General features: G+C 72.6%; 16 protein-coding genes. 12 read left to right on the top strand and 4 right to left on the bottom strand.

The window, feature by feature from the left end; genetic code table 11:
- The first annotated feature begins 85 nt into the window (after positions 1 to 85).
- The gene (locus tag BUE44_RS17045; RefSeq protein ID WP_073499210.1) at positions 86 to 997 is read left to right on the top strand and encodes an ATP-grasp domain-containing protein; all 912 of its coding nucleotides are present in this window, start codon (positions 86 to 88) and stop codon (positions 995 to 997) included.
- On the top strand, positions 994 to 1,833 hold the full coding sequence (locus BUE44_RS17040) for an ATP-grasp domain-containing protein (protein WP_107415753.1): 840 nt from the start codon (positions 994 to 996) through the stop codon (positions 1,831 to 1,833). The genes BUE44_RS17045 and BUE44_RS17040 overlap by 4 nt, the downstream gene beginning before the upstream one ends.
- On the opposite strand, the gene BUE44_RS17035 is transcribed toward BUE44_RS17040, so the two are convergent.
- Positions 1,777 to 1,968 (bottom strand): hypothetical protein, encoded by a 192-nt coding sequence (locus tag BUE44_RS17035; protein WP_073499208.1) that lies wholly within the window; start codon positions 1,966 to 1,968, stop codon positions 1,777 to 1,779. The two genes, BUE44_RS17040 and BUE44_RS17035, sit on opposite strands and share 57 nt — an antisense overlap.
- Before the next feature lie 282 nt (positions 1,969 to 2,250).
- Here BUE44_RS17035 and BUE44_RS17030 point away from each other — a divergent pair, with 282 nt between their 5' ends.
- Positions 2,251 to 2,721, top strand: coding sequence for an SPW repeat protein (locus tag BUE44_RS17030; RefSeq protein WP_073499206.1), 471 nt, complete (start codon positions 2,251 to 2,253; stop codon positions 2,719 to 2,721).
- Positions 2,722 to 2,890: 169 nt separating this feature from the next.
- On the opposite strand, the gene BUE44_RS17025 is transcribed toward BUE44_RS17030, so the two are convergent.
- Together BUE44_RS17025 and BUE44_RS17020 are read right to left on the bottom strand one after the other, a co-directional pair.
- Complete coding sequence (locus BUE44_RS17025; protein WP_073499203.1) at positions 2,891 to 3,157, bottom strand: DUF6295 family protein; 267 nt, start codon at positions 3,155 to 3,157, stop codon at positions 2,891 to 2,893.
- Positions 3,158 to 3,222: 65 nt separating this feature from the next.
- Positions 3,223 to 3,987, bottom strand: coding sequence for a dienelactone hydrolase family protein (locus BUE44_RS17020; protein WP_073499201.1), 765 nt, complete (start codon positions 3,985 to 3,987; stop codon positions 3,223 to 3,225).
- Between the two features lie 48 nt (positions 3,988 to 4,035).
- Here BUE44_RS17020 and BUE44_RS17015 point away from each other — a divergent pair, with 48 nt between their 5' ends.
- From BUE44_RS17015 to BUE44_RS16990, 6 genes are all read left to right on the top strand, one after another.
- Positions 4,036 to 4,542, top strand: coding sequence for a MarR family winged helix-turn-helix transcriptional regulator (locus BUE44_RS17015; protein WP_079189815.1), 507 nt, complete (start codon positions 4,036 to 4,038; stop codon positions 4,540 to 4,542).
- Complete coding sequence (locus BUE44_RS17010) at positions 4,535 to 6,259, top strand: MFS transporter (RefSeq protein WP_073499199.1); 1,725 nt, start codon at positions 4,535 to 4,537, stop codon at positions 6,257 to 6,259. Before BUE44_RS17015 ends, BUE44_RS17010 begins: the two co-directional genes overlap by 8 nt.
- 168 nt (positions 6,260 to 6,427) lie before the next feature.
- Positions 6,428 to 6,937: a SigE family RNA polymerase sigma factor gene (locus BUE44_RS17005; protein WP_073499197.1), complete on the top strand. Its 510-nt coding sequence runs from the start codon at positions 6,428 to 6,430 to the stop codon at positions 6,935 to 6,937.
- A 31-nt stretch (positions 6,938 to 6,968) separates the two neighbouring features.
- Positions 6,969 to 7,823, top strand: a complete 855-nt coding sequence (locus BUE44_RS17000) for a hypothetical protein (protein WP_073499195.1) — start codon at positions 6,969 to 6,971, stop codon at positions 7,821 to 7,823.
- 165 nt (positions 7,824 to 7,988) lie between these two features.
- Positions 7,989 to 8,273 carry a Sec-independent protein translocase subunit TatA gene (gene tatA / locus BUE44_RS16995; RefSeq protein ID WP_073499193.1) on the top strand — a complete coding sequence of 95 codons (285 nt, stop codon included), beginning with the start codon at positions 7,989 to 7,991 and terminating at the stop codon, positions 8,271 to 8,273.
- 178 nt (positions 8,274 to 8,451) lie between these two features.
- On the top strand, positions 8,452 to 9,600 hold the full coding sequence (locus BUE44_RS16990) for a PucR family transcriptional regulator (RefSeq protein WP_079189839.1): 1,149 nt from the start codon (positions 8,452 to 8,454) through the stop codon (positions 9,598 to 9,600).
- Positions 9,601 to 9,674: 74 nt separating this feature from the next.
- Here the strand turns inward: BUE44_RS16990 and BUE44_RS16985 are convergent, their stop codons facing one another.
- On the bottom strand, positions 9,675 to 10,184 hold the full coding sequence (locus tag BUE44_RS16985) for a MarR family winged helix-turn-helix transcriptional regulator (protein WP_073499191.1): 510 nt from the start codon (positions 10,182 to 10,184) through the stop codon (positions 9,675 to 9,677).
- 101 nt (positions 10,185 to 10,285) lie between these two features.
- Here BUE44_RS16985 and BUE44_RS16980 point away from each other — a divergent pair, with 101 nt between their 5' ends.
- The 3 genes from BUE44_RS16980 (at position 10,286) to BUE44_RS16970 (ending at position 13,887) form a co-directional block, all read left to right on the top strand.
- Positions 10,286 to 10,837 (top strand): YceI family protein, encoded by a 552-nt coding sequence (locus BUE44_RS16980; RefSeq protein ID WP_073499189.1) that lies wholly within the window; start codon positions 10,286 to 10,288, stop codon positions 10,835 to 10,837.
- A 233-nt stretch (positions 10,838 to 11,070) separates the two neighbouring features.
- Entirely contained in the window at positions 11,071 to 11,835 is a 765-nt protein-coding gene (locus BUE44_RS16975; RefSeq protein ID WP_073499187.1) for a hypothetical protein, read from the top strand.
- Positions 11,836 to 11,844: 9 nt separating this feature from the next.
- Positions 11,845 to 13,887, top strand: coding sequence for an SPFH domain-containing protein (locus BUE44_RS16970; RefSeq protein ID WP_079189814.1), 2,043 nt, complete (start codon positions 11,845 to 11,847; stop codon positions 13,885 to 13,887).
- Positions 13,888 to 13,953 lie beyond the last annotated feature (66 nt).

Here is a 13,953-nt window from a genome sequence, read left to right as displayed (position 1 = left end):
TCCCTGACACCCGTGGCATCCTGTGACCTTCACGCTTCGCCGGTCGCGATCGGCGAACGCACAGGGGGGTTGGGGGGAAGGTCGCATGAAGCTCTGCTTTCTCGTGGAGGAGAACTACCGTTACGACGGGATGCCGGTCGAGGTGATCCGGCGACTCCACGCCTGGGGCCACCAGGTGGACGTGCTGCGACCGGGGGGATCGCTGCACCGGATGACCGAGGTCGTCAGGGCCGGCAGCCATGACGCCTGGGTGCTCAAGACCGTGTCGGGCGGCCCCGGACTCACCCTGCTGGAGGCCGCCGCCTCGGCCGGGATGACCACCGTCAACGACGCCCGTTCGATCCGCGGGGTCCGTGACAAGGCGCTCGCGGCGGCGATCGGCCGCAGCCGTGGCCTGCCCATGCCGACGACCTACGCGGCAGCCCGGCCCGAACTCCTCGCCGAGATACCCGAGTCCGACTACCCGCTGGTGGTCAAGCCCGCCGACGGCAGCTCGGGCCGTGCGGTGCACCTGCTGGCCGCCCCCGACCGGCTGCCCGCGCTACTCCCGGTGCTGCGCGGTGAAGGTCTGCTGATCGCGCAGCCGTACGTGCCCAATGCGGGCGTCGACATCAAGGTCTACTGCGTCGGCGACGACTTCCACGCCACCGAGCGCCGCTCACCCCTGCACCCCGACCACCCGCACCGCGAGCGCCGGGTGCCGCTGTCGCGCGAGGTCGCCGCGCTCGCCGCGCAGGTCGGCGCGGTCTACGGGCTCGACCTCTACGGCCTCGACGTGCTCCTCGGCCCGGACGGCCCCGTCGTCGTGGACGTCAACGACTTCCCGAGCTTCCGCCAGGTCCCGGACGCGGCCTCCCGCGTCGCGAGCGCCGTGCTGGCACTGGCGGCGGGGGAGCGGCCGAGCGTGGTCGGGCACGCGGGGTGGGCGAGTCCGCCCGGCGCCGGAGAGCGGGCGGCGGCGGGTGCCATGGCGGTGGCGGCCGGCGACGCGCTGTGAGGGTCGGCCTCATCACGGCGGACCCCGGCCATCCGCTGCTGGCCGCGGCCACCGCGCTGCTCACCGCCCCGGGTGCCGGGCACCGGGTCGAGGTGCTCGACCCGGCCACCGCGTCGGCCCCGGCCGACCCCGCCGACGTCTACCTCCTCAAGGCCCGCACCCCCCGGGCCCTCGCCCTCGCCCGTGGGGTGGAGGCGGCCGGCGCCCGGGTGGTCAACTCGGCCGCCGCGACCAGGCGGTGCCAGGACCGTACGGCGATGGCGGAGGACGCGCTGCGGGCCGGACTGCCCTTCGCGCCGACCCGTACGTACGCCTCCGCCGCCGACCTCGCCGCGTCGCCGCCGGTCGGGCCGGTCGTCGTCAAAAGCCGGCACAGCCGGAAAGGGGACGTCGTGGTACGGCTCGAAGGGGCCGCGCGGATACGGGACTTCGCGGCCTCGGCGCCGTATGAGCCTGTCGTCGTCCAGGACTTCGTGCCCAACCCCGGTTGGGACCACAAGCTGTGGGCCATCGGCCCGCAGGTCTTCGCGGCCCTTCGCCGTTCCGAACTGGCCGCCGCCGCCCCGGGCGGCGGGCCCGTCCCCCTCGCCGACCTGCCGCCCGCCTGGCCCGCCCTGGTCCGCCGCGTCGGCCAGGTCTTCGGCCTGCACGTCTACGGCGTCGACGTGATCGACACGGGCGGCGGCCACCCGCTCATCGTCGACGTCAACGCCTTCCCGGGCGTCCGCAACCAGCCGGGTGCCCCGGAAGCCCTTGCCGACCTCGTCTCGGGCCTCGTCTCAGGTCTCGCCGAGGGCGTCCACCGCAGCCCGGATCGCGCGCGGCTGCCCGAGTAGGTCGGTGTTGTCGGCCCACTGGTCCACCCCGCCCGCCAGCGGCAACGCCCGCAGTTCCGGGTCGGAGACGGTACGCGCCAGCGCCTGGGCGAAGCGTTCCGCGTCGGAGATGAAGGGTCCGCCGGAGGTCGTCATGGCCCTACTCTCCGCGCCCCGGGTGCGCCGCGCCCACCCATTTCCGCCGGGCCGGATCGCGGTGCGGTCGGCGCTCACGGCGGCCGCCGTGAACGCCGCGGCGCGGTCCTGGAGGGGTGCGGACAAATCGGTGCAAAGTTAAGTGCCGTATAAGTGGCCGGGTGGCTGCCTGCCGTTTTACGCTAAGTAAGGATGCGGTACTTCCGGGGAGGGAGACCCGGAGAACATCCGTCGGTAGAACGACAACACTGCACAGCGCACACTGCGAAGGAGGTGGCTGGAATGGCCACCGATTCGACTCACTCGACGTCGCAGACCCGCTCGACATCCGGGATCGACACCCACCCGGACCTGATGGCGCTACGGGGCCGTTACGCCGAGGCGTCTGCGAAGCCGATCTCGGGGCTGATCGAGGGCCTCTGCCTGCTGACCGGTCTCTATCTGGCGATCTCGCCCTGGGTGGTGGGGTTCACGGGCTTCACCGGCCTGCGGGTCAGCAATCTGATCACGGGCATCGCGTTGGCCGTGCTGGCCATGGGCTTCGGCTCGGTGCTGGAACGGACAGTCGGTCTCGGCTGGTGCGCCATCGCGATCGGCGTGTGGACGATCGTGGCCCCCTGGGCGATCACCGGACCAAACGCCGCCATTACCCACACGATCGTGAACAACGCGATTGTCGGTGGTGTGGCTATTGCGCTTGGGCTGGCCACCATGGGCCTCGGGTTCATGGGCGGCAGGCGGCGCGCGCGCTGAGGCAGAGCGCGGAGTCGTACAGCCTGCGGATGCACCACGGTGCGGACGGCAACCTCTGCCGCCCGCACCGCGTCTTCCCCGCTCCGGGGGACCTCTTCGTCCCCCGGAGCGGGAGTGCGCGTTCGGTTGGCGGGGCGCGTTCGGGGGCGGGTGCGCGCTCGCGCAGGAGTCAGACGCGCATCTCGGCCGGCACGGCCGCCAGCGCGGACTGGATGGCGGCGACGAGCCGCTGCGCGGACTCCGCGGTGAGTTCGACGGCCACCCGGGCCGCGGGACCCCGGCCGGGGTCGGTGAAGTCGATGTTCAGGGTGTGCTCGGCCATCGCGTGGACGGGGTGGTCGAAGTAGACCGTCACGTCGGAGACGTGGAACCACGCACCGCCCGGCCCCTTCGCACTGCCGTCGACGGTGTCTTTGACCGTCGTGTACGTGCACAAACCTCGGCCCTCTTCTCTCTTGGTCGTCTTCCTGCTCCCAACGGGCGGCTGCGGATGCCCGTGCGTCAGCCCTCCAGGTGCTTCGCGAAGAACGCGGCGATCCGCTCCCACCCGTCGTTGGCGGCGGCGACGCGGTAACCGGGGCGGTTGACCGCGAAGAAGCCGTGGCCGGCGTCCTCGTAGCTGTGGAATTCGAAGTCGTTGCCCTGCTCGGTGAGGATCCGGCCGAGTTCGGCGACCTGCTCGGGGCTCGGGTGCTGGTCCTCGACGCCGAACAGGCCGAGGAGGGGCGCGGAGAGCTGGGGGAGGTCGGGGAGCAGGTTGGTGACGCGGATGTCGAGGCCCGGCGGCACGTCGCCGACGACGAAGGCGCCGTAGCAGTCGACGGCGGCGTCGAGGTCGAGGCGGCAGGCGGCGAGTACGGACTGGCGGCCGCCGGAGCAGTGGCCGATGACGCCGACCTTGCCGTTGGCCCCGGGCAGCGACCGCAGGTACGCGGCGGCGCCGGCGACGTCGCCGACGAGGCGGTCGTCGGGGACGCCGCCGCGGGCGCGGACCGCGGCACTGGCGTCGGCGGGGTCGGCGCCGGGGGCCTCGCGGCTGTAGAGGTTGGGGCAGATCGCGTCGTAACCCAGTTCCGCGAGGTGCCGCACCATCTCCTTGGTCTCGCGGTCGTATCCGGGCATGTGGTGGATGACCACGACGCCGCCGCGCGGGGCGTCGCCGGCGGGGCGGGCGAGATACGCCTCGATCTGGTCGCCGCCGTGCCCGGCGACGGAAATGGTCGTCGCGAAGAGGGAGCCGGGGGACGTGTCCGGGTAGGAAGTCATGGCGCCAGCTATACCATAAGGCGCAACTGATCAGTTTATACTGAAGACATGGCGGCCAGCAGCACAGACCCCGAGCCGGACCCGCGTACGGACACGGATACGGACCCGGCGGACGCACCGCCCGCCGACAGCGGCCCGGCCCGTATCGCGGCCGACCTGCGCGCGGCGATCGGACCCCTGGTCAGGCGGCTGCGGCAGTTCAGGCCCGACGAGGAACTGACGCTCTCCCAGACCTCCGCACTGGTGCGACTCGACCGCGAAGGGCCCGCGACGGGCTCGGAGTTGGCGGCGGGCGAGGGCGTACGCCCGCAGTCCATGGCGGCGATCCTGGCCGTGCTGTACGAGCGCGGCCTCGTCTCCCGCGACCCCGACCCGGCGGACGGCCGGCGCATCGTCGTCTCGCTGTCGGCGGCCGGGCGCGAGGGCCTGCGCGGCGCCCGGCGGGAGAAGGGGCTGCGCCTGACGCGGGCCATCGCCGACGAGCTGACACCCGAGGAGCAGGCCGTGCTCGCGGCCGCTCTCCCGCTGCTGGAGAGGATCACCCGACGTGTCTGAGCCCGCGGACATACGGCTCGCCCCGGGCGACGGCGCCATGGCGGCCGCGCCCCCGGACCGCTACAAGTGGGTGGCGCTGTCCAACACCAGCCTGGGGATGTTCATGGCCACGGTGGACTCGTCCATCGTGATCATCTCCATGCCGGCGATCTTCCGCGGTATCCACCTGGACCCCTTCGCGGCCGGCAACATCAGCTACCTGCTGTGGATGATCATGGGGTATCTGCTGGTCACCGCGGTGCTGGTGGTCACCCTCGGGCGGCTCGGCGACATCGTGGGCCGGGTGCGGATGTACAACCTCGGCTTCGTCGTCTTCACGCTCGCCTCCGTCGCGCTGTCCTTCGACCCCTTCCTCGGCGGCTCCGGCGCGCTGTGGCTGATCGGCTGGCGGGTGGTGCAGGCCCTCGGCGGCTCCATGCTGATGGCGAACTCCGCCGCGATCATCACCGACGCCTTCCCCGCGCACCAGCGCGGCATGGCGCTCGGCATCAACCAGATCTCGGCGCTGAGCGGGACGTTCATCGGCCTGGTGCTGGGCGGACTGCTGTCCGCGTGGGACTGGCGGGCGGTCTTCTGGGTCAACCTGCCGGTCGGCATCCTCGGCACGGTCTGGGCCTACCGCTCGCTGCGCGAGACCTCGGCCCGGCAGAAGTCCCGTATCGACTGGTGGGGGAACCTCACCTTCGCCTGCGGCCTGGGCGCGCTGCTGATCTCCATCACCTACGGCATCCAGCCCTACGCCGGCCACACGATGGGGTGGACCAGCCCGAAGGTGCTCTCGGGGCTGATCGGCGGCGCGGTGCTGCTGGCGGTCTTCTGCGTCGTCGAGTCCCGGGTGCCCGAGCCGATGTTCCACCTCTCGCTGTTCCGCAACCGGGCCTTCGCGGCCGGCAACGCCGCGTCCCTGCTGGCGTCCGTGGCACGCGGCGGGCTGCAGTTCATGCTGATCATCTGGCTGCAGGGCATCTGGCTGCCGCTGCACGGGTACGACTACGCCGACGCGCCGCTGTGGGCGGGCATCTTCCTGCTGCCGATGACGGCCGGCTTCCTCATCACCGGGCCGCTGTGCGGCTGGCTGTCCGACCGCTACGGGGTGCGCTTCTTCACCACCGGCGGGCTGCTGCTCTTCTCGGCCAGCTTCGTGGGGTTGCTGCTGCTGCCCATCGCCTTCCCGTACTGGGCGTTCGCACTGCTCATCATGGCCAACGGGATGGGCTCGGGGATGTTCTCCGCGCCGAACACGTCGGCGATCATGAGCAGCGTCCCGGGCACCCACCGGGGGGCCGCGTCCGGGATGCGGTCCACCTTCCAGAACAGCGGGATGTCGCTGTCGATCGGCATCTTCTTCTCGCTGCTGATCATCGGCCTGGCGAACCGGCTGCCCGCGGCGCTCTCCTCGGGACTCCAGGCGCAGGGGGTGCCGGCCGCCACCGCCGAGCACGCGGCCTCCCTGCCGCCCGTCTCGACGGTCTTCTCCGCCTTCCTCGGCGTCAACCCGGTCCAGACGCTGCTCGGGCCCAGCGGGGTCCTCGACACCCTTCCCGCGCACAACCGCGCGGTGCTGACGGGCAAGTCCTTCTTCCCGAACCTGATCTCGGCGCCCTTCCACCACGGACTGCTGATCGTCTTCGCGACGGCGACCGTGATGGGCCTGCTGGCGGCCACCGCCTCGGTCCTGCGCGGTACGCCCGGCCCCCGGTCCACACAGGACCGGTAACCGGGCCGCTCCCGGCTCCGGCGGCTTCCTGCCCCGGCTCCGGCCGCTCCCGCTCCCGGCTCCGACGGGTCCGGCCGCCGTGGCACGGCCGCACCGCCCGGTCCGTAACGAAAGCGGGACGCCGGTGCGTCAACAGGGTGGAGGACGAGCCCGAAGGGAGCCGCAGGCGTGCGCAATGTGCAGACTCAGGCGTACCTGGAGTTCGCCCGGGCCAGAACGGGCCCGCTATACCGGTCGGCCTGCCTGCTCGCCGGCGGCGACACGCACCTGGCGGAGGACCTGGTCCAGGAGACCCTGGGCCGGATGTACCTGGTCTGGGGGCGCACGTCCAAGCTGGGGAATCCGGCCGCGTACGCCCAGACCGTGCTGGTACGCGCCTTCCTGACGCACCGGCGGCGCCGCAGCAGTGCGGAGCGCCCGATCGCCGAGCCGCCCGACCTCGCGTCGGCGCCCGGCGGCGACGCGGCACTGCGCATCACCTTGCTGGAAGCGCTCGCGCGGCTCGCCCCGAAGGACCGGGTCGTGCTGGTGCTGCGCTACTGGGAGGACCGCAGCATCGAGGAGACGGCCGCAGCGATGGACACGACGCCCGGCGCGATACGCACCCGGTGCGTCCGCGCGCTGGGCCGGCTACGGGACGAACTCGGCGGCGAACTGGCCGACCTCATCGCCCACTGACGCACCACCCCACCCCCGTGAGGACACACCCATGCCCGTGGAATTCGAGGACGAGCTCGGCGACGCGCTGCACGCCGTCGCCGACACCTTCCAGCCCGACGACCCGCACGCCCTGGTGGGCGCGGGCCACCTGAGAGGCCGTCGGCTGCGCCGCCGGCGTACGGTCACCGTCGTGGCGGGCACCGCCGCCCTCGCGGCGGTCGCGGTCGGCGGGGTGCTGGCCGGCGGGCTCGTGCAGGGCGGGGGCCGCACCGGCGGTGTGGCCGCCGCGCCCGAGCGGCCGAAGCCCGCGCAGCCGGGGAAGGCGGCGACTCCGGCGGTGACCGGTAAGCAGGTCGCCCGGATCTTCGCCGGCCTGCTGCCGCCCGGCGAGGTCACCGGTCTGGTGGGCTACGGCCCGAAGGACCGGCCGGTCCCGGACGCGCTCGCGAGCGCCGTGTTCGACGACGGCTCAGGACCCGGCCTGGTCGAGATCGACCTCCAGCGCCCGGCCAACCCCGTCGAGGACTGCCCGCGGCCCGCGCCCGCGGGCACCTGGTGCTCCGTCACCCATGTGCACGGCGGCACCCTGGCGCTCTTCAAGGGCTACGAATACCCGGACCACCGCAGCGACGTGAAGGAGTGGATGGCGACCTTCGTCACATCGGACGACGCCCAGATCCAGCTGAGCCAGTGGAACGCGCCGGAGGAGAAGGGCGCCCCGGTCTCGCGGCCGACCCCGCCGCTGACCGTCGCCCAGATGACCGCGATGGTCACCAGCGCCAAGTGGAAGCCGGTGCTGGCCGGGCTTCCCTCGACGGACCGGCCCCAGGGGGACAAGGGCGGCGCGCCCGGCGGCGCGAAGGCTCCGCAGGCCAAGGCGGACGCCGCCGCGGGCAACGGCTGACACATCCGGCCGTCCGGCGCCAGACCTGGGGGGCTTCCCGTTCACGCGCTTTTTGCGCATGCTTTGAGTACCCGGGTGCCGTCTGCGGCGGCTTTCGGGTGACAATGCGAAGTCGAGGCGTAAGACGTACGAGGCAATTCGCCCCCTGAGTGAAGCGAGGATCCCATGTTGCGAAACGGGCTGGAGCCGTGGCACCTGATCGTGGTGGCGATCGTCGTCATCGTGCTCTTCGGTTCGAAGAAGCTCCCCGAGGCCGCCCGCGGCCTGGGCAAGTCGATGCGCATCCTGAAGTCCGAGGCCAAGGCGATGAAGAACGACGACCCGGGCGCCACGGCCAGTGCCACCCCGGCGTCCACGCCGACCCCGGCGGCGGAGGCCATCACCCCCAGTGACGTGGTGACCGCCAAGGAGGCCACCCCGACGCCGCAGGCCACGACCACGGTGAAGTAGCGCGCACCCCGCCGGCAAGGCGGCGAGCCCCGGACGGGACCCGTCCGGGGCTTTGTGCTGCGGGCCCCGTGGTCGAGGACAGGCCGCCTTTTCCGGGATCCGGCAGTCTTGGTAGGTTCTCGGCGTCCGGGTTGCGGAAGCCGGTGCGGGCAGGGGTGGGGTTGTGGTGACGGCCGGTATGGGCACGAACGCGGGTACGGGTACGGGCGCGGGTCCGCACGGAGGCGGGCACGCGGGCGCGGTGCCGGCGGAATTCCTGGCCGGCTTCCGCGAGATGCTCGCCGACGTCTCGCGCAGCTGCCGGACGCTGACCCGCGCGGAGCGCGAGAGCCGCAGGGCGCTCGGCGAGCAGGCCGCCGACGCCGGTATCGGCCTGCGCGACCTCACCGCGGGCCACCTCGCCGCCGCCCGCCGCGCCTGGCCCGCGCTGCCGGGTGTGGCCGGCGCCCATGACACCGCCGAGCTGCGCAAGGCCGGCGCCGCCGTGCTGGCCGCGCTCGAAGCGGGGATCGGCGCGCTCGCCGAGGGCCACGCGCGGGCCCAGCGGCACGCGGTGCGCAGGGCCGAGGCGGCCCGCCGCGCCTTCGTCGACGCGCTGCTCTACGGCCGCAGCGACCCGGGGCGTATCGCGGAAGAGGCCGAGGGCTTCGGGCTGCGGCTGGCCGACCGGCACACCGTCGCGGTCGGCGCACCGCCGCCGGGGGCGCCGTACGACGAGGCGCACCCGCTGCTGCGGCGGGTCGAACGCGAACTCGCCGGCCGCTTCGGCGACCACGACGCGCTGATCGCGCCGAAGGACGGGCGGCTGGTGTGTGTCGCGCCGACCGGGCAGCGGCAGGTGCTCGACGCGTTCGTGAAGCTGACGTCGGCGGCCGACGGCGCCCGGGTCGCGGTCAGCCGCCCGCACAGCGGGGCGGTGGGGGTCGTGCGCTCCTACGAGGAGGCGCTCAGCGCGCTGGACCTGGCCGAGCGGCTGGCCCTGGAGGGCCGTGTCCTCAGTGCGTCGGACCTGCTGGTCTTCCCGGTCCTCATGCGCGACCGGGCCGCGATGTCCGACCTGGTGCAGTCGGTCCTCGGCCCGCTGGAGGCGGCGCGGGGCGGCCCCGGGCCGCTGCTGGAGACCATCTCGGCCTACGCCGCCGCGGGCTATGTCAACGCGGAGGCGGCGCGCCGCCTCGACCTGAGCGTGCGCGCCCTGTCCTACCGCCTGGAGCGCATAGCCGCCCTCACCGGCTTCGACCCGGACGACCCGCTCCAGCGCTACACCCTGGAGACCGCCGCCATGGGCGCCCGCCTGCTGGGCTGGCCGCCCTCCGCCCAGCCGTAGGGGCCGGGCGTTGAGGGGCCGGGCGTTGAGGGCCGGGCGTTGAGGGGTCAGGCGTGAGGGGTCAGGCGTGAGGGTCATGGGTCGCAGGGGTCGGCCTGGCCGTCGTCCTCGGCCCTGGCGGCCTCGCACTCCGTACGCAGCCCGGCGCTGATGGCGAGCCCGATCTCCCGCAGCGACCGGAGCTGCTCCGGGGTGAGGACGTCGAACATGTGCTCGCGGACCGTCGTGACGTGCCCGGGGGCGGCCGCGGCGAGGGCGGCGTGGCCGGACTCGGTCAGCGAGCAGACCCACCCGCGGCGGTCGCCGTCGGCGGGGCGGCGCTCGACCCAGCCGTTGCGTTCCAGTGCGGTGACCGCGTGGGAGAGGCGGCTGCGGGAAGAGAGGGAGGCGTCGGCGAGTTCACTCATGCGGAGGCGGCGGTGCGGGGCCTCCGAGAGGCGGACCAGGATCTCGTAGTAGGCCATCGGCATGCCGGAGTCCTGCCGCATCTGCCGGTCTATGTGTGCGGAGAAGGCGACACTGGCGGTCAGGTAGGCCCGCCATATCTCCTGTTCCTCGGCACTGAGCCAGCGCACATCGTCCATACCTTCATCATACCGGTGGTTGAACTCTCAACACCATCGGGCTATGGTGAATGAGGTTTCAATCACCACCCCCCAGATGGTTCCGTGCAAGGAGTAACCCCATGAGCGCGCAGACCGCAGTGATCGACGGCTACGTCGCCGGCAAGTGGACGATCGACACCGTGCACTCCGACGTGTCCTTCTACGTCCGTCACCTCGGCGTCTCCAAGGTCCGCGGCCAGTTCGCGGCCTTCGAGGGCAGCATCGTCACCGGCGAGGACCCGCTGGACTCCTCCGTCACCGCGGTGATCAAGACCGCGTCGGTGAACACCAGCAACGAGACCCGGGACGTCCACGTCCGCAGCGCGGACTTCCTCGACGTCGAGAACTTCCCGGAGATGACCTTCACCTCGACCGGCGTCCGCCCGCAGACCGCCGAGCTGTTCGAGGTCGACGGTGAGCTGACCCTGCACGGCGTGACCAAGCCCGTCACCCTCCAGCTGGAGCTGAACGGCTTCGGCAAGGGCTTCGACGGCAATGCCGTCGCCGGCTTCTCGGCCGCCACCGAGATCAGCCGCGGCGACTTCGGTGTCACCGGCGGCGCCGCCGGTGCCGCGGTCAGCGACAAGATCAAGATCGCGCTGGAGATCGAGGCGGCCCTCGCGCAGGACTGAGGCCCACCCCCGGCTCCACCGAGCCCCGCCTGAGCCACGTCCCCGTACGTCGGCACCGCCCGGCCGCCCTCCGCGTCAGCACGCGGACGGCGGCCGGCGCCGTTTCGGTTCCCGTACGACCCGGACGCGATCGGTACGGGAAGTCTGCCGGAAAGCGGCAATGCCGGGGCCGCCCCCTTACTGCCACGATCACTGCGGCGGTCGAAGAGCCGGCAGGGGGAGGCGAACGGGGAATGGGGCAGTTCACCGGCGTCGTCCTCGGCTTTCCGACCGTGCTGTTCACCGGGGGACTGGTGGCCGTGGTCGCCTTTTGGGCCATCGTGCTGGTCGGCGGAGCCGACGCGCACGGGCCCTGGCACCACGGCGCCACCGGCGGACACGGGGGAGCAGGGGGGAACAACGGGGGGGCAGGGGGGCACAGCGGTCATGGCGTCCACGGGGGGCGCCATGACCGGCTGGCCGGCGAGGGGGCGGTCCGGGGGGACGGCCACGGCGGCGGCGCCGGTGCGCTGGCCGCCGCCGGCCTCGGCGGAGTGCCCGTCACCGTCGTCCTGTCGCTGCTCGTCGCCCTGTCCTGGTTCCTGACGCTCGCCGGCTCCGCCGCCGTGCGCGGCCTGGACGCGGGCGGACCGGTCCGCGCCCTGCTGGCACTCGCCGTGACCGCCGCCGCGCTGGTCGGCGCGTGGTGCGGCACCTGGTTGCTGGTACGCCCGCTGCGCCGCCTCTTCCCCGACGTCAGGCCGCCCTCCCGGGAGGACTTCGTCGGGCAGGTGTGCGTCATCCGCACCGGGACGGTCACCGCCCGCTTCGGCCAGGCCGAGGTCGCCGCGCCCGACGGCTCAACCGCCGTGGTGCAGGTGCGGCAGACCGGCGAGGACACCTTCGCCTCCGGCAGCAGCGCGCTGCTCTACGCCTACGACCCGGACGGCGAGTTCTTCTGGGTCGCTCCTTTCGACGCCTTCGGGACCGTCACCGCCTTCGACACCTTCACCACCTGAGGATCCGCCATGGATGCCACTGCCATCGGGATCGGTGTGCTCGTCGCCGTTCTCGCGCTCATCGCACTCGGAGTGCTCTTCACCGTCAGCCGGCTCTTCCGCAAGGTCGAGCAGGGCCAGGCGCTGATCATCTCCCGCACCCGGCAGGTGGACGTCACCTTCACCGGGTCCGTCGTCCTGCCGGTGGTGCACAACGCCGAGCTGATGGACATCTCGGTCAAGACCATCGAGATCCAGCGGACCGGCCGCGAGGGCCTGATCTGCCAGGACAACATCCGCGCCGACATCCACCTCACCTTCTTCGTCCGGGTCAACAAGACCAAGGAGGACGTGGTGAAGGTCGCGCAGGCGATCGGCACCCAGCGGGCCAGCCACCAGGCCACGCTGCAGGCGCTCTTCAGCGCGAAGTTCTCCGAGGCGCTCAAGACGGTCGGCAAGCAGTTGGACTTCGTGGACCTTTACACCCACCGCGAGCACTTCCGCGACCAGATCATCCAGGTCATCGGCACCGACCTCAACGGCTACCACCTGGAGGACTGTGCGATCGACTTCCTGGAGCAGACCCCGCTCACCCAGCTTGACCCGGCCAACATCCTGGACGCGCAGGGCATCAGGAAGATCACCGAGCTGACCGCGATCGAGCACGTGCGCACCAACGAGTTCCAGCGCACCGAGCAGAAGGAGATCACCCGGCAGAACGTCGACGCCCGCGAGACCATCCTGGAGCTCGAACGCCGCCAGGCCGAGGCCGAGATCAAGCAGCGCCGCGAGGTCGAGACGCTGCGGGCCAAGGAGGAGGCGGTCACCGCGCGGGTCCAGGAGGAGGAACGGCTCGGCGCCCAGGGCGCCTTCCTGCGCACCGAGGAGCAACTCGGCGTGCAGCGCGAGAACCAGGCCCGGGAGATCGCGGTGGCGCAGAAGAACCGCGAGCGGGTCATCGCGGTCGAGAACGAGCGCATCGAGAAGGACCGGGTGCTCGAAGTCATCGCGCGCGAGCGGGAGACGGAACTGGCCAGGATCTCCAAGGAGAAGGAGGTCGAGGGCGAGCGCCGGGAGGTCGCCGACGTCGTCCGCGAGCGCATCGCCGTCGACCGCACGGTCGCCGAGCAGGAGGAGTCCATCAAGTCGCTGCGCATGGTCCAGGAGGCCGAGCGGGAGCGGCAGGCGCTGGTGATCACCGCCGAGGCGCAGGCGCAGGAGCTGCTGGTCAAGGACATCAAGGCGGCGGAGGCGGCCGAGCAGGCCGCCCAGCACAAGGCGCGCGAGGCCCTGACCATGGCCGAGGCCCGCAAGGCCGCCTCCGAGCTGGACGCCGTGGCGAAGATCCGGCTGGCCGAGGGGTTGCGGGCCGAGGCGGCCGCGGCCGGCCTCGCCGAGGTCGAGGTGCGCGAGCGCAGCGCCGAGGCGATCAGCAAGGTGGGCATCGCCGAGGCCGACGCGACGGCCGCCCGCCTCAGGGCCGAGGCCGAGGGCGTCAGGGCCAAGGCGCTGGCGCAGGCCGACGGCACCACCGCGCAGGCCGCCGCCGAATCCGCCCTGATCGGCGGCCGGTTGAAGGCGGAGGCCGCGGGCCTGACCGAGAAGGCGGCCGCGATGGCGGCTCTGGACGACGCCTCCCGCGGCCACGAGGAATACCGCCTGCGGCTGGCGGCGGAGAAGGACGTACGCCTGGCGGGCCTGGAGACCCAGCGGCAGATCGCCGAGGCGCAGGCCACCGTTCTGGCCACCGGCCTGGAGAAGGCCGACATCCAGATCGTCGGCGGCGACACCGTCTTCTTCGACCGGCTGGTGGGCGCGGTCGCGGCGGGCCGCAGCGTCGACTCCTTCGTCGGCAGCTCCGAGACGGTACGGGCGCTGGGCGCCGACTGGCTCGACGGCTCCGGGCGCTTCACCGAGGACGCCACGAAGGTCCTGAGCGCCCTGGCGGCGGGCAACGGCGGCGGGGGCGGCAACGGCAACGCGGCGACCGTACTGGCCGCCCTCCTCGGGCAACTGCAGGAGCAGGCAGCCCCGTTGACGGCCGCGCCGGCCAACGGCGTCGCGAAGAAGTGAGCGGGCGGTACGGGATGAGCGGGGACGGGGACGGCGAGCGCGGGGGCGACAGGGGGCAGGGCGCCT

The organism is Actinacidiphila paucisporea, from assembly GCF_900142575.1.
In the GTDB taxonomy this organism is placed as follows: domain Bacteria; phylum Actinomycetota; class Actinomycetes; order Streptomycetales; family Streptomycetaceae; genus Actinacidiphila; species Actinacidiphila paucisporea.
This window is presented reverse-complemented; position numbering and strand designations above follow the sequence as displayed.